The following is a 14,760-nucleotide window of genomic DNA, read 5'->3' as shown; positions in this document are numbered from 1 at the left end:
CAATCCCAGGTGCCGACAGCCCCGAAGGCTACGCCAGATTCATCGCCCGTGGCGACTCAGCCATTGCTCGGCCAGAGTCCTGGCCTTGGCGTCTGCCGCGAATACCGCGTCGAGCTCATTGACCGCAACCACCGGCTCCAGGTTTAAAACGTCCTCGATGATACTCGCGATCTCAAGGTAGCGGATGCGCCGTTCGAGAAATGCCGCTACCGCCACCTCATTCGCCGCATTCAACATCGCCGGCGCACTGCCTCCGGCCTCGGCAGATTCACGGGCCAGGCGCAGACAAGGGAAACGCTGCTCATCCGGGGCCTGGAAGTCCAGGCGCGCCACGGCAAACAGGTCCAGCGGCGCCGCGCCGGAGTCGATCCGCTCAGGCCAGGCCAGGGCATTGGCGATCGGCGTGCGCATGTCCGGGTTCCCCAATTGGGCCAGAACCGAACCATCCACGTAGTCGACCAGGGAGTGAATCACACTCTGCGGGTGGATCACCACTTCGACCTGGGACGGTTTGGCATCGAACAGCCAGCAAGCCTCGATCAGTTCCAGCCCCTTGTTCATCATACTCGCCGAGTCGACCGAGATCTTGCGCCCCATCGACCAGGTGGGATGGGCGCACGCCTGCTCGGGGGTGACATCGGCCAGCTCACCCAGCGGCGTCTGCCGGAACGGACCACCCGAGGCGGTCAGCAGGATTCGCCGCACGCCGACCGCCGCCAGGCCACGGGCGTGATCCTGGGGCAGGCACTGGAAAATCGCATTGTGTTCACTGTCGATCGGCAACAGCACCGAACCGCTCTTGCGCACCGCCTGCATAAAGAGTGCACCAGTCATCACCAGCGCCTCCTTGTTGGCCAGCAAGATCTTCTTGCCGGCTTCGACCGCCGCCAGCGTAGGACGCAAACCGGCCGCGCCGACGATCGCCGCCATCACCGCATCAACTTCGGGATCAGCGGCGATCTGGCACAGGCCCGCCTCCCCCACCAGCACTTCGGTCGCCAGGCCCGCGTCACGCAGTTGTTGCTGCAAACCACGCGCCGCGGACGCCTCGGGCACCACCGCATAGCGCGGGCGATGCCGCATGCACAGGGCAAAGAGTTCCGCCAGGCGGCTGAAACCGCTCAAGGCAAAGGCCTGGTAACGCTGCGGGTGACGCGCGATGACATCCAGGGTGCTCAGGCCGATGGAGCCGGTGGCACCGAGTACGGTAATTTGCTGTGGGCGGCTCACGATGCAGCGATCCACAGGAGTACGGCAAAGGTCGGAATCGCCGCCGTCAGGCTATCGATCCGATCAAGAATGCCGCCATGCCCGGGCAGCAGGTTGCTGCTGTCCTTGATCCCCGACTGACGCTTGAACATGCTTTCGGTCAAGTCACCGACCACCGAAATCACCACGATCAGCGCCGCCCCAAGCAGACTGGCAATCATCTGCCCGACGCCCCAACCGCGCACGACCCCGACCACCGCGGTGATCACCAGGCTCAAGGCCAGGCCGCCGTAGGCGCCTTCCCAACTCTTGCCCGGGCTGACCGACGGCGCCAGCTTGCGCTTGCCGAAGGCCTTGCCAGAAAAGTAGGCACCGATATCGGCGCCCCAGACCAGGACCATCACCGCCATGATCAACCAGTTGCCCAACGGTTCCTGCTTGATCAGGATCAGGCCTTGCCAGGCCGGCAGCAGGATCAGGAAACCGATCACCAGCTTGCTGGCGGTGGTCGACCAGTGCGCGCTGGTGCGCGGGTAGGTCAGCACCAGGAACGCCGCCAACCCCCACCACAATACCGCCGCCCCCAGCACCCAGGGTGCGAGGTTGGGCAGGATGTACATGAAGAACAACAGCACCGCGACCAGCGCCGCATAGGCCACGCGGGCCGGCTGCGCTTCAAACCCCGCCAGGCGCGCCCATTCCCAGGCGCCCAGGGTGACGACCAGGCCGATGAACAGCGCAAAGCCTGCGCCCTCGAGCAGGAAGAACCCGCACAAGGCAATGGGCAGGAGAATGAGTGCCGTGATGATGCGTTGCTTGAGCATTAAACCCGGGCTCCTGCTTCGACCTGTTCGCTCGTTTTACCGAAACGACGCTGGCGGGAAGCAAAATCGGCCAGCGCGTTGCGCATGGCTTCGTGTTTGAAGTCCGGCCAGAACAGGTCGGAGAAATACAGCTCGGCATAGGCCAACTGCCACAACAGGAAATTGCTGATGCGATGTTCGCCACCGGTACGGATGCACAGGTCCGGCAACGGCAGGTCGCCGGTGGCCAGACAGGTCTGCAGCAGCTCGGGGGTAATATCGTCCGGACGCAGATGCCCGGCCTGTACTTCACGGGCCAGACGCTGAGCCGCCTGGGCGATATCCCACTGCCCGCCATAGTTGGCGGCAATCTGCAGAATGAAGCGATTGCTGCCGGCCGTCGCCGCTTCCGCATCGCGCATTGCCGCTTGCAGCTCGGGGTGAAAGCGCGAGCGGTCGCCAATGATCCGCAGGCTTATATTGTTCTCGTTGAGACGCTTGGCCTCGCGGCGCAGCGCCTTGAAGAACAGGTCCATCAAGGCGCTGACTTCGTCGGCGGGACGCTGCCAGTTCTCGCTGGAGAACGCGAACAGGGTCAGTACCTCGACCCCGGCCTCGGCACACACTTCAATGACGGCGCGCACCGCGTCGACGCCAGCCTTGTGCCCGGCAACACCGGGCAAAAAGCGTTTCTTGGCCCAGCGGTTATTGCCGTCCATGATGATTGCAACATGGCGCGGTACCGAGGACGGCACAGCCTGCTTGGTCTTTTCCATGGAAGCGTCCTGACCCTTAAACGGCCATCAGGTCCGCTTCTTTTTGCTTCACGGCAACTTCGATTTCCGCCACGAACTTGTCGGTCAGCTTCTGGATATCGTCAGCCGCACGACGTTCTTCGTCTTCACTGATCTCTTTTTCCTTGACCAGATCCTTCAGGTCACCCAGCACATCGCGACGAATGTTACGCACGGCAATGCGAGCGTTTTCCGCTTCTTCGCGCGCTTGCTTGGTGAAACCACGACGGGTTTCTTCGGTCAGCGCCGGCATCGAGATCAGCAGCAGCTCGCCCAGATTGGTCGGGTTGAGGTTCAGGCCGGCGCTGCCGATCGCCTTGTCCACGGCACCGAGCATGTTGCGCTCGAACGCCACGACCTGCAGGGTGCGCGCGTCCTTGACGGTGATGTTGGCGACCTGCTTGATCGGGGTGTCAGTGCCGTAATAAGGCACCATGACGCCTTCCAGGATGCTTGGGTGAGCCTGCCCGGTACGAATCCGGCCAAATGCATGGGCCAGGGATTCCAGGGACTTCTTCATGCGCTCTTGAGCGTCTTTCTTGATTTCGTTGATCATTGTTGACCTTCCTCGATCAGGGTTCCTTCAGCGCCGCCATGCACGATGTTCAGCAGGGCGCCGGGCTTGTTCATGTTAAATACGCGCAGCGGCATCTTGTGATCGCGGCACAGGCAGATAGCGGTGAGGTCCATGACACCCAGCTTGCGATCCAGCACTTCATCGTAGGTCAGATGATCGAACTTCTCGGCATGCGGGTCTTTGAATGGGTCCGCGGTGTAAACGCCATCGACCTTGGTCGCCTTGAGCACCACATCGGCGTCGATTTCGATCGCACGCAGGCAGGCTGCCGAATCCGTGGTGAAAAACGGATTGCCGGTACCAGCCGCGAAGATCACCACTTCCTTGGCGTTGAGGTGACGCATGGCCTTGCGGCGATCATAGTGATCGGTCACGCCGACCATGGAAATAGCCGACATCACGATGGCCGAGATATTCGCACGTTCCAGCGCGTCGCGCATCGCCAGTGCATTCATCACGGTGGCCAGCATGCCCATGTGGTCGCCGGTGACACGGTCCATCCCGGCGGCACTCAAGGCGGCGCCGCGGAACAGGTTGCCACCGCCAATCACCAGACCGACCTGGACACCGATGCCGACCAGTTGGCCGACTTCCAGCGCCATGCGATCCAGAACCTTCGGGTCGATCCCGAACTCTTCCGAGCCCATCAGGGCCTCGCCGCTAAGTTTGAGTAGAATGCGTTTATAGCGAGCTTGATAGCCACTGCCCTGCTGAGCCATTGCGAATCTCTCCTGCGGCGTTTAAAAAAACTTGCGAGCTGTTTGCAGCCTGCGCTTACTCTAGCTTGGCGCTGCTACAGCGCCATCAGAACACAACCTTGTAAGTCGGTTCCGAATGGAAAAAGAGAAACCTCTCCTCCCATTTGAAAAGAGGCTGCGCGCGTGAGCGGGCAGCCTCTTGGGTCGACAGTTGAAAACCGTCTTTTACTTGTTGGCAGCCAGCTGAGCAGCAACTTCTTCAGCGAAGTTGTCCACTGGCTTCTCGATGCCATCACCTACTTTGAAGTAAGTGAAGGAAACGATTTCAGCGCCGGCTTTCTTGACCAGGGCACCGACGGTGACTTCCGGGTTCTTGACGAAAGCTTGCTCAACCAGGCTGGCTTCGGCCAGGAACTTGCTGATACGGCCGCTGACCATTTTTTCAACGATTTCAGCTGGCTTGCCTTTGATCTTGTCTTCGTTGAGGCTCAGGAAAACGCCTTTTTCGCGCTCAATGGCTTCAGCGGAGACCTGCGATGGCAGCAGGAACTCAGGGTTGGTTGCCGCAACGTGCATGGCAACGTCTTTGGCCAGGTCTTCGTTGCCGCCTTTGAGGGCCACAACCACACCGATCTTGTTGCCGTGCAGGTAAGCGCCGACCACATCACCTTCGATCCGCGCCAGGCGACGGATGTTGACGTTTTCGCCCACTTTGGCAACCAGTGCTTCACGTGCCGATTCCTGGGCGGCGATCAGCGGAGCTGCGTCGGTCAGCTTGTCAGCGAAGGCTTTTTCAACGCTGGCAGCAACGAAAGCCTTGAAGTCATCTTGCAGAGCCAGGAAGTCGGTCTGCGAGTTCACTTCCAGGATCACGGCAGCAGTGCCGTCGCCCTTGATTGCGATGGCGCCTTCAGCGGCAATGTTGCCGGCTTTCTTGGCAGCCTTGATGGCGCCCGAAGCGCGCATGTCATCAATGGCTTTTTCGATGTCGCCGCCAGCCTTGGTCAAGGCTTTCTTGCAGTCCATCATGCCTTCGCCGGTACGCTCGCGCAGTTCTTTGACCAACGCTGCAGTAATCTCTGCCATTTCAAAATTCCTCTTGGATAGGTTATCAACCATTCCACCCGATCGAACGGGCGTTCAATTCTTCCCGATCCCGTTGTAGCGGCTACACATTACAAAGGCTGTAGCGGTACCAGCAACCAACGGTTTTCGAGGTGGCAAAAAGGGGGCCAAGCCCCCTTTTTGCTTACTGAGTCAACGCCAGGGCGTCAATTACTCAGCTGCGGCGACCGGAGCTTCTTCAGTAGCGAACTCGACGGTACCGCCACCGTTGTTGTTGCGGCCACGGATCACAGCATCAGCCATCGAACCCATGTACAACTGGATGGCGCGGATGGCGTCATCGTTGCCTGGGATGATGTAGTCAACGCCTTCCGGGCTGCTGTTGGTATCGACTACGCCGATAACCGGGATGCCCAGCTTGTTGGCTTCGGTGATCGCGATGCGCTCGTGGTCAACGTCGATCACGAACAGTGCATCAGGCAGACCGCCCATGTCCTTGATACCACCCAGGGAACGATCGAGCTTTTCCAGGTCGCGAGTGCGCATCAGCGCCTCTTTCTTGGTCAGCTTGGCGAAAGTACCGTCTTCGGCCTGGATTTCCAGGTCACGCAGACGCTTGATCGAAGCACGGATGGTTTTGAAGTTGGTCAGCATGCCGCCCAACCAGCGGTGATCGACGTACGGCGAACCGCAACGTGCTGCTTCTTCAGCAACGATCTTGCCGGCGGAACGCTTGGTGCCGACGAACAGAATCTTGTTTTTGCCCTGGGCCAGGCGTTCTACGAAAGTCAGAGCTTCGTTGAACATCGGCAGGGTTTTTTCAAGGTTGATGATGTGGATCTTGTTACGCGCGCCGAAAATGTACTTGCCCATTTTCGGGTTCCAGTAACGGGTCTGGTGACCGAAGTGCACACCGGCCTTCAGCATATCGCGCATGTTGACTTGGGACATGATAGTTCCTTGATAAGTCGGGTTTGGCCTCCACGTATCCCAATGACCAACCAGCAGCATCAGCTGAAGGCACCCAGGTCATCGTGTCGACACGTGTGTGGATTTAAGCTTCGCGGGGCTATCCCCGGAAAGCGGCGCATTTTATACCACAACAACGGCCAAAACGAAACCTGCATTCGCATTTCCCCTCCCGGGCTTTTGCGCGCGCCCTGGATTCGGGCCAGAATGGCCCCAGCTTATAGAGAGAAGCGATAGCCGGATGCTCATGGTTTACCCCTTGCGTCTGGTAGAATCACGCTTTTAAGGGTACTGAAACCCCGGGCCAGCCATCGCGGCCCCGCCGTTTTCGCCCCATTCCGTGTTTATTCGCGCCCGGCGCGTAAAAGAGAGCCTGTATGACCGTCACCCTCAAAACCCCCGAGGACATCGCAAAAATGCGTGTCGCTGGCCGCCTGGCTGCCGATGTACTGGAAATGATCGGTGAACACGTCAAGCCCGGTGTCACCACCGAGGAGCTGGACCGTATCTGCCACGACTATATCGTCAACGTGCAGCAGGCCATCCCCGCCCCGCTCAACTACAAGGGTTTCCCGAAGTCGATCTGCACCTCGGTCAACCACGTGGTCTGCCACGGCATCCCGGGCGACAAGCCGCTCAAGGATGGTGACACGGTGAACATCGACGTCACCGTCATCAAGGATGGCTACCACGGCGACACCAGCAAGATGTTCCACGTCGGCACCGTGCCGGTCTGGGCCGAGCGCCTGTCGCAGATCACCCAGGAATGCATGTACAAGGCCATCGAGATCGTCAAACCCGGCTGCCGCCTGGGCGACATCGGTGAAATCATCCAGAAGCACGCGGAAAAGAACGGCTTCTCGGTGGTGCGTGAGTTCTGTGGCCACGGTATCGGCAAGGTGTTCCACGAAGAACCGCAGATCCTGCACTACGGCCGCGCCGGTACCGGCATGGAACTCAAGGCCGGCATGACCTTCACCATCGAACCGATGATCAACCAGGGCAAGGCCGACACCAAGGTGCTGGGCGACGGCTGGACCGCGATCACCAAGGACCGCAAGCTGTCGGCCCAGTGGGAGCACACCCTGCTGGTCACCGACACCGGCTACGAGATCTTCACCCTGCGCAGCGATGAGACCATCCCTCGCGTCTCGGCCTGATCGCTTGCACCTGCCGCTCTGTACAGAACGCCTATCAGAACCCAAGGAAAGCCAATCGATGCCGCAGGTGGACCCCGAACTCTTCGACCGCGGCCAGTTCCAGGCGGAACTGGCACTGAAGGCCAGCCCCATCGCCGCCTTCAAGAAGGCCATTCGCCACGCCCGCGAGGTGCTCGACGAGCGCTTTCGCGCCGGGCGTGATATCCGCCGGCTGATCGAAGACCGCGCCTGGTTCATCGATAACATCCTGCAACAGGCCTGGGACCAGTTCAGTTGGAGCGAAGACGCCGATATCGCCCTGGTGGCGGTCGGCGGCTACGGTCGCGGCGAATTGCACCCCTACTCGGACATCGACCTGCTGATCCTGCTCGACAGCGCCGACCACGAGATTTTTCGCGACTCCATAGAACGTTTCCTCACCCTGCTCTGGGACATCGGCCTGGAAGTCGGCCAGAGTGTGCGTTCGGTCGACGAGTGCGCCGAGGAAGCCCGGGCCGACCTGACAATCATCACCAACCTGATGGAAAGTCGCACCGTCGCCGGTCCCGAGCGCCTGCGCCAACGCATGCTCAATGTCACCAGCACGGCGCACATGTGGCCGAGCAAGGACTTCTTCCTGGCCAAGCGCGCCGAACAGAAGGCCCGCCACCACAAGTACAACGACACCGAATACAACCTGGAACCCAACGTCAAGGGCTCGCCCGGCGGCCTGCGGGATATCCAGACGATCCTCTGGGTCGCCCGCCGCCAGTACGGCACCCTGAACCTGCGGGCCCTGGCCGGCGAAGGCTTTCTGGTGGAGAGCGAAAACGCCCTGCTGGCCTCATCCCAGGAGTTCCTCTGGAAAGTCCGCTACGCCCTGCACATGCTCGCCGGCCGCGCCGAAGACCGCCTGCTGTTCGACCACCAGCGCAGCATCGCCGGACTGCTGGGTTTCAAGGGCGACGATGCGAAACAGGCCATCGAAAACTTCATGCAGCAGTACTACCGGGTGGTCATGAGCATTGCCCAGCTCAGCGACCTGATCATCCAGCACTTCGAGGAAATCATCCTCGCCCCGGAAGACGAAGCGCCGCCGCAGCCGTTGAACTCGCGCTTCCAGTTGCACGACGGCTATATCGAGGCGAGTAACCCGAATGTCTTCCGGCGTACGCCGTTCGCCATGCTGGAAATCTTCGTGCTGATGGCCCAGCAGCCGGAAATCAAGGGTGTGCGCGCCGACACCATCCGCCTGCTGCGGGAACACCGTCATCTGATCGACGACGACTTCCGCAACGATATCCGCAACACCAGCCTGTTCATCGAGCTGTTCAAGTGCAAGATCGGCATCCACCGCAACCTGCGCCGGATGAACCGCTACGGCATCCTCGGACGCTACCTGCCGGAGTTCGGCGATATCGTCGGGCAGATGCAGCACGACCTGTTCCATATCTATACGGTCGATGCCCACACCCTGAACCTGATCAAGCACCTGCGCAAACTGCAGTACACCCAGGTCTCGGAGAAATTCCCGCTGGCCGCCAAGCTGATGGCCAAGCTGCCCAAGCCCGAACTGATCTACATGGCCGGGCTCTATCACGACATCGGCAAGGGCCGCCACGGCGACCATTCGGAACTCGGCGCAGTGGATGCCGAGGCCTTCTGCGCCCGTCACCAGTTGCCGCCGTGGGACAGCCGCCTGATCGTCTGGCTGGTGCAGAACCACCTGGTGATGTCCACCACCGCCCAGCGCAAGGACCTGTCCGACCCGCAGGTCATCCACGACTTCGCCCAGACCGTCGGCGACCAGGTGCACCTGGACTACCTCTATGTGCTGACCGTCGCCGACATCAACGCGACCAACCCGAGCCTGTGGAACTCCTGGCGCGCCAGCCTGTTGCGCCAGCTCTACACCGAGACCAAGCGCGCCCTGCGCCGTGGCCTGGAAAACCCGGTGGACCGCGAGGAGCAGATTCGCCAGACCCAGAGCGCCGCCCTGGATATCCTGGTGCGCGCCGGTACCGACCCGGACGATGTCGAGCAGCTCTGGTCGCAACTGGGCGATGACTACTTCCTGCGCCACACCGCCGGCGACGTCGCCTGGCACAGCGACGCGATCCTCCAGCAGCCGGCCGATGGCGGCCCGCTGGTGCTGATCAAGGAAACCACCCAGCGTGAATTCGAAGGCGGCACGCAGATCTTCATCTACGCCCCGGACCAGCACGACTTCTTCGCCGTGACCGTGGCCGCGATGGACCAGCTCAACCTGAACATCCACGACGCCCGGGTCATCACCTCCAGCAGCCAGTTCACCCTCGACACCTACATCGTGCTGGACAACGACGGCGGCTCCATCGGCGACAATCCGAAGCGCATCAAGCAGATCCGCGACGGCCTGAACGAAGCCCTGCGCAACCCGGACGACTATCCGACCATCATCCAGCGCCGGGTCCCGCGCCAGCTCAAGCACTTCGCCTTCGCGCCCCAGGTCACCATCCACAACGACGCCCAGCGTCCGGTGACGGTGTTGGAGCTGAGCGCGCCGGACCGTCCCGGGCTGCTGGCGCGGATTGGAAAGATCTTCCTGGAGTTCGACCTGTCGCTGCAGAACGCCAAGATCGCCACCCTCGGCGAGCGGGTGGAAGACGTGTTCTTCATTACCGACGCCGACAACCAACCGCTGTCCGACCCGCAGCTGTGCAGCCGATTGCAGGACGCCATCGTCGAACAGTTGAGCGTCAACGCCGAACCGCCCCTTGAAACGATGCGCCTGAGTATCTGACGCGCCGACACCTGAATGAAGCGAGCTCCGTTACCGATGAACAACGCCCTGAACCAGTTGCAGCCCTATCCGTTCGAGAAACTCCGCGCCCTGCTCGGCAGCGTGACGCCGAATGCGGACAAGCGGCCGATCGCCCTGTCCATCGGCGAACCGAAGCACCGCTCGCCGGCGTTTGTCGCCGAAGCCCTGACCGCCAACCTGGAACAGATGGCCGTGTATCCGACCACCCTCGGCGTACCGGCCCTGCGTGAAGCCATTGCCGGCTGGTGCGAGCGACGTTTCGGCGTGCCGAGCGGCTGGATCGACCCGGCGCGCAATATCCTGCCGGTCAATGGCACCCGCGAGGCGCTGTTCGCCTTTACCCAGACCGTGGTCAACCGTGGCGACGACGCCCTGGTGGTCAGCCCCAACCCGTTCTATCAGATCTACGAAGGCGCGGCCTTCCTCGCCGGGGCCAAGCCGCACTACCTGCCGTGCCTGGACGAGAACGGCTTCAACCCGGACTTCGACGCCGTGCCGACGGAGATCTGGCAGCGTTGCCAGATCCTGTTCCTGTGCTCGCCGGGCAACCCGACCGGGGCGCTGATCCCGCTGGAGACCTTGAAAAAGCTGATCGCCCTGGCCGACGAGCATGACTTCGTGATCGCCGCCGACGAGTGCTACAGCGAGCTGTACTTCGATGAGCAGACTCCACCGCCGGGCCTGCTCAGTGCCTGTGTGGCGCTGGGCCGCAAGGACTTCAAGCGTTGCGTGGTGTTCCATAGCCTGTCCAAGCGCTCCAACCTGCCGGGGCTGCGCTCGGGCTTCGTGGCCGGTGACGCGGATATTCTCAAGGCCTTCCTGCTGTATCGCACCTACCACGGCTGCGCGATGCCGGTGCAAACCCAGCTGGCCAGCGTCGCGGCTTGGAACGACGAGATCCATGTGCGCGCCAACCGTGCGTTGTATCGCGAGAAGTTCGATGCGGTGCTGGAGATTCTGGCGCCGGTGCTGGATGTGCAACGCCCGGATGGCAGCTTCTACCTGTGGCCGAATGTGCAGGGCGATGATGCGGCGTTCTGCCGCGATCTGTTTGCCGAGGAACATGTGACCGTGGTGCCGGGCTCCTATCTGTCCCGCGAAGTGGACGGCGTCAATCCCGGGGCCGGGCGCGTGCGCATGGCCCTGGTTGCGCCGTTGGCAGAGTGTGTCGAGGCCGCCGAGCGGATTCGCGCGTTCATCCAGCGCCGCCAGTAACCCCGGCTACTTCACCGAGCCGAGGTTCGCCTCGCTCAGATCCAGCTCCGCCAGCACCTCGCGCAACACATCGTCGCCGATCTGGTGCTGGCGACTGAGCCGGTACAACTCCAGGCGCTGCGCCCGCAGTGCCTTCAAGCGCAAGCGGCGGTCCAACTGGTCCATCTGGAACGCCAGCGCCTGGGCTTCGGTGGAGTCGTTGAACACCTCCAGTTGATGCCGGTATTCGGCCATCAACTGCGCTTTCAACTCGGTGGCCAACGCGGCCTGGCTCGCATCCTGGGCCGCGTCCTGCTGTACGCCCAACTCCTCGGCCTCCAGCACATGGATCGCCGCTTCGGCGGTCTTCTTCCAGGCTTCGCGCACTTCGCCGCGGTGCCTGTCATCCTGGCTTTTCGGCAAGTCGCGCAACAGCAGCGGCAGGACAACACTGGCCGTCACCAACGACAGCAGGATCACCCCGGCGGCGATGAAAATCAGCAAGTCACGCTCGGGAAAATCCACCCCGGGTGCGATCAGCAGCGGCACCGACATCACACCCGCCAACGTCACCGCCCCACGTACACCACCTACCGTCAGCAACCAGCAGGAACGCCCCTTGGCCATCCCTGACAACGGATCTTTGCCACGCCAGTGCCGCAGCAGCTCCGACAAGCGCCAGATGCTGTGCACCCAGACAAAACGCAACACCACCAGGGCCAGAAAGATCGCCAGCACTTCGAGGCAGCGATAGAGCAAGGTCGGCCACAACGAAGTCTCGTGGCTGGCAACCGCCTTGACGATATCCGGCAACTGCAAGCCCAGCAGCAGGAAGATCAGCCCGTTGAAGGCGAACTCCAACAGCGACCAGACACTGCGGTTGAGCAGCCGGGTGCTGGTCTGGCGCGGCAACAGGTCGAGCCAGCTCTGCATCATCCCCGCCGCCACCGCCGAGAGGATTCCCGACACCCCGAGGCGCTCGGCCAGCACATAGGCGGCGAACGGCAATAGCAACATGAACACCACGTGGGTCGCCGGATCGTCCCAGCCACGGGCGATCATCCAGACCCGAAAGCGCCCCACCAGCCAGCTCAGCGCCACGCCGACGGCCAGGCCACCGACCGCCACCAGGACAAAGGTCAGGCTCGCATTGGCCAGGGAGAAGGCACCGGTCACGGCCGCCGCCAGGGCGAACTTGAAGGTCACCAGGCCCGACGCATCATTCATCAGCGCCTCGCCCTGGAGCATATGCATCAGCGGCGTCGGCAGACGGTTCTGGGCAATGGCGGAAACCGCCACGGCGTCGGTCGGTGACAACACGGCGGCCAGGGCGAAGGCCACCGGCAAGGGAATGGCCGGCAATAGCCAGTGAATGAAATAGCCGGCACCGACCACGGTGAACAGCACCAGCCCCACGGCCAGGGTCAGGATCGGCCCGCGCAGGCGCCACAGATCTCGCTTGGGCATGCGCCAACCATCGGAAAACAGCAACGGCGGCAGAAACAGGAACAGAAACAATTCCGGGTCCAGGGCCACATGCAGGCCCAGGGTCGGCCAGGCCAGCAGCGCCCCCGCCGCAATCTGCACCAGGGGCAGCGGCAGCGGGATCACCCGCCAGAGCAAACGCGAGACACCGACCAGCATCAGCAGAATCAGAACGGTGTAGGCCGTCTGCATAAAAGGCATTCCCAATCGTTTAAAGCATATCTCTGGCAACGGTTTGCCGTCGAAGTGCCATATTAGCCGCTTATGCTGCCGCCCGGACGCTGCACCAAAGTCGCAGTCGGCAGGGGAAGATGTAACCGCACACGACTAAGGCGCCTAAGCGGCCCGGTCATGGCATAATCTTCAACCTTTCATCCCTCGCATCTCCAAAGGGGAGGCAATTGCTGTGACCGCTTCGAGCAAAACGTTGCACCTTTTCGGAATCAAGGCGTGCGACACCATGAAAAAGGCCCGCACCTGGCTCGACGAACAGGCCGTGCCCTACGCGTTCCATGACTACAAGACCGCCGGCATCGACCGCGAACACCTGACCCAGTGGTGCAACGAGCACGGCTGGCAAGTGGTGCTGAACCGCGCCGGAACCACCTTTCGCAAACTCGACGACGAACGTAAAGCCGATCTCGACCAGGCGAAAGCGATTGAACTGATGCTGGCACAACCCTCGATGATCAAGCGCCCGGTGCTTGATCTCGGTGACCGAACCCTGATTGGCTTCAAGCCAGATATTTATGCGGCGGCCCTCAACTGAGCCAGAGCGCTCAAGGCCCCCACTCATTTTGCAAGAGGTAACTGCATGTCCACTACTCTGTTCAGCCTGGGCTTCGGCGTTGGCACCCAGAATCGTCAAGGTGCCTGGCTGGAAGTTTTCTACGCCCAACCCCTGATTCAGCCGTCGGCCGAGCTGGTCGCCGCCATCGCGCCGATCCTCGGTTACACCGGCGGCAACCAGGCGATCACCTTCAGCACCGCCCAGGCCTCGCAACTGGCCGACGCCCTGAAAGCCATCGACGCCGCCCAGGCCGCCCTGCTGACCCGCCTGGCCGAAAGCCACAAGCCGTTGGTCGCCACCGTATTGGCGGAAGACGTCCAGCTGACGTCTACCCCTGAGGCTTACCTCAAGCTGCACCTGCTTTCCCATCGTCTGGTCAAGCCCCATGGCCTGAGCCTGGCGGGCGTGTTCCCGCTGCTGCCGAACGTGGCCTGGACCAGCCAGGGCGCCATCGACCTGTCGGAGCTGGCCGCCCACCAACTGGAAGCGCGCCTGCGTGGCGAGCTGCTGGAAGTGTTCTCGGTGGACAAGTTCCCAAAAATGACCGACTACGTGGTGCCGAGCGGCGTGCGTATCGCTGACAGCGCGCGGATTCGCCTGGGTGCCTACATCGGCGAAGGCACCACCGTGATGCACGAAGGTTTCGTCAACTTCAACGCCGGCACCGAAGGCCCGGGCATGATCGAAGGCCGCGTTTCGGCGGGTGTCTTCGTCGGCAAGGGTTCGGACCTGGGCGGCGGTTGCTCGACCATGGGTACCCTGTCCGGCGGCGGCAACATCGTCATCAAGGTCGGCGAAGGCTGCCTGATCGGCGCCAACGCCGGTATCGGCATTCCGTTGGGCGACCGCAACACCGTGGAATCGGGCCTGTACGTGACCGCCGGGACAAAAGTGGCGCTGCTCGACGAAAACAACCAGCTGGTCAAGGTACTCAAGGCCCGCGACCTGGCCGGCCTGCCGGACCTGCTGTTCCGTCGCAACTCGGAAACCGGTGCGGTGGAATGCAAGAGCCATAAGTCGGCCATTGCGCTGAACGAAGCCCTGCACGCGCATAACTGAGCACGATTATTGTAGGGGCCGGTTTGCTGGCGGGGGTGCCTGTGAGGCCGCCTTCGCGGGCAAGCCCTGCTCCTACAGGTTTATGTCGTACGCAAAACCTGTGCCCGGCGCCCTACTGTAGGAGCAGGGCTTGCCCGCGAAGAGGCCTTCAAGGTCGGCAAAAACTTCACGAGCC

General features: G+C 62.0%; 13 protein-coding genes. 5 read left to right on the top strand and 8 right to left on the bottom strand.

Features of this window, described 5'->3' with window-relative positions:
• Positions 1-39: 39 nt before the first annotated feature.
• The 7 genes from ispC to rpsB form a co-directional block, all read right to left on the bottom strand.
• Entirely contained in the window at positions 40-1,230 is a 1,191-nt protein-coding gene (ispC, locus tag HX830_RS08545; protein ID WP_103496379.1) for a 1-deoxy-D-xylulose-5-phosphate reductoisomerase, read from the bottom strand.
• On the bottom strand, positions 1,227-2,033 hold the full coding sequence (locus HX830_RS08540; RefSeq protein WP_103496378.1) for a phosphatidate cytidylyltransferase: 807 nt from the start codon (positions 2,031-2,033) through the stop codon (positions 1,227-1,229). Before HX830_RS08540 ends, ispC begins: the two co-directional genes overlap by 4 nt.
• Positions 2,033-2,788: a polyprenyl diphosphate synthase gene (gene uppS, locus HX830_RS08535; protein WP_177099783.1), complete on the bottom strand. Its 756-nt coding sequence runs from the start codon at positions 2,786-2,788 to the stop codon at positions 2,033-2,035. The genes HX830_RS08540 and uppS overlap by 1 nt, the downstream gene beginning before the upstream one ends.
• A gap of 16 nt (positions 2,789-2,804) precedes the next feature.
• Positions 2,805-3,362: a ribosome recycling factor gene (frr, locus tag HX830_RS08530; protein WP_100938582.1), complete on the bottom strand. Its 558-nt coding sequence runs from the start codon at positions 3,360-3,362 to the stop codon at positions 2,805-2,807.
• Positions 3,359-4,102, bottom strand: a complete 744-nt coding sequence (gene pyrH / locus HX830_RS08525) for a UMP kinase (protein ID WP_003172271.1) — start codon at positions 4,100-4,102, stop codon at positions 3,359-3,361. The genes frr and pyrH overlap by 4 nt, the downstream gene beginning before the upstream one ends.
• A gap of 204 nt (positions 4,103-4,306) precedes the next feature.
• Positions 4,307-5,167, bottom strand: coding sequence for a translation elongation factor Ts (gene tsf / locus HX830_RS08520; RefSeq protein ID WP_177099781.1), 861 nt, complete (start codon positions 5,165-5,167; stop codon positions 4,307-4,309).
• A 189-nt stretch (positions 5,168-5,356) separates the two neighbouring features.
• Positions 5,357-6,097, bottom strand: a complete 741-nt coding sequence (gene rpsB / locus HX830_RS08515; protein ID WP_100938580.1) for a 30S ribosomal protein S2 — start codon at positions 6,095-6,097, stop codon at positions 5,357-5,359.
• Between the two features lie 395 nt (positions 6,098-6,492).
• On the opposite strand from rpsB, the gene map reads away from it, so the two are divergent.
• Genes map through dapC form a run of 3 tightly spaced genes read left to right on the top strand, consistent with a single transcriptional unit; the run spans position 6,493 to position 11,272 of the window.
• Entirely contained in the window at positions 6,493-7,275 is a 783-nt protein-coding gene (gene map, locus HX830_RS08510; RefSeq protein WP_103496376.1) for a type I methionyl aminopeptidase, read from the top strand.
• A gap of 58 nt (positions 7,276-7,333) precedes the next feature.
• Positions 7,334-10,036 carry a [protein-PII] uridylyltransferase gene (locus HX830_RS08505; protein WP_177099779.1) on the top strand — a complete coding sequence of 901 codons (2,703 nt, stop codon included), beginning with the start codon at positions 7,334-7,336 and terminating at the stop codon, positions 10,034-10,036.
• A 36-nt stretch (positions 10,037-10,072) separates the two neighbouring features.
• A complete protein-coding gene (dapC, locus tag HX830_RS08500; RefSeq protein ID WP_177099777.1) occupies positions 10,073-11,272 on the top strand; it encodes a succinyldiaminopimelate transaminase in 1,200 nt (399 codons plus the stop codon).
• A 6-nt stretch (positions 11,273-11,278) separates the two neighbouring features.
• Here dapC and HX830_RS08495 read toward each other — a convergent pair whose 3' ends face one another.
• Positions 11,279-12,928, bottom strand: coding sequence for a Na+/H+ antiporter (locus tag HX830_RS08495; protein WP_177100207.1), 1,650 nt, complete (start codon positions 12,926-12,928; stop codon positions 11,279-11,281).
• Positions 12,929-13,196: 268 nt separating this feature from the next.
• Between HX830_RS08495 and HX830_RS08490 the strand changes: the two genes are divergently transcribed.
• Positions 13,197-13,505 (top strand): arsenate reductase, encoded by a 309-nt coding sequence (locus HX830_RS08490; protein WP_247263339.1) that lies wholly within the window; start codon positions 13,197-13,199, stop codon positions 13,503-13,505.
• Positions 13,506-13,550: 45 nt separating this feature from the next.
• On the top strand, positions 13,551-14,585 hold the full coding sequence (gene dapD, locus HX830_RS08485) for a 2,3,4,5-tetrahydropyridine-2,6-dicarboxylate N-succinyltransferase (protein ID WP_177099775.1): 1,035 nt from the start codon (positions 13,551-13,553) through the stop codon (positions 14,583-14,585).
• Positions 14,586-14,760 lie beyond the last annotated feature (175 nt).

This window comes from Pseudomonas gingeri, from assembly GCF_013385425.1.
In the GTDB taxonomy this organism is placed as follows: domain Bacteria; phylum Pseudomonadota; class Gammaproteobacteria; order Pseudomonadales; family Pseudomonadaceae; genus Aquipseudomonas; species Aquipseudomonas gingeri_D.
Note: the sequence above shows the minus strand (reverse complement) of the source record. Positions and strands in the feature narration are given on the sequence as shown.

Bases quoted from the DNA above. Each gene is read 5' to 3' on its own strand.
- HX830_RS08540 (WP_103496378.1), bottom strand. From the start codon at position 2,033: ATGCTCAAGCAACGCATCATCACGGCACTCATTCTCCTGCCCATTGCC.
- uppS (WP_177099783.1), bottom strand. From the start codon at position 2,788: ATGGAAAAGACCAAGCAGGCTGTGCCGTCCTCGGTACCGCGCCATGTT.
- frr (WP_100938582.1), bottom strand. From the start codon at position 3,362: ATGATCAACGAAATCAAGAAAGACGCTCAAGAGCGCATGAAGAAGTCC.
- pyrH (WP_003172271.1), bottom strand. From the start codon at position 4,102: ATGGCTCAGCAGGGCAGTGGCTATCAAGCTCGCTATAAACGCATTCTA.
- tsf (WP_177099781.1), bottom strand. From the start codon at position 5,167: ATGGCAGAGATTACTGCAGCGTTGGTCAAAGAACTGCGCGAGCGTACC.
- rpsB (WP_100938580.1), bottom strand. From the start codon at position 6,097: ATGTCCCAAGTCAACATGCGCGATATGCTGAAGGCCGGTGTGCACTTC.
- map (WP_103496376.1), top strand. From the start codon at position 6,493: ATGACCGTCACCCTCAAAACCCCCGAGGACATCGCAAAAATGCGTGTC.
- HX830_RS08505 (WP_177099779.1), top strand. From the start codon at position 7,334: ATGCCGCAGGTGGACCCCGAACTCTTCGACCGCGGCCAGTTCCAGGCG.
- dapC (WP_177099777.1), top strand. From the start codon at position 10,073: ATGAACAACGCCCTGAACCAGTTGCAGCCCTATCCGTTCGAGAAACTC.
- HX830_RS08495 (WP_177100207.1), bottom strand. From the start codon at position 12,928: ATGCAGACGGCCTACACCGTTCTGATTCTGCTGATGCTGGTCGGTGTC.
- HX830_RS08490 (WP_247263339.1), top strand. From the start codon at position 13,197: ATGAAAAAGGCCCGCACCTGGCTCGACGAACAGGCCGTGCCCTACGCG.
- dapD (WP_177099775.1), top strand. From the start codon at position 13,551: ATGTCCACTACTCTGTTCAGCCTGGGCTTCGGCGTTGGCACCCAGAAT.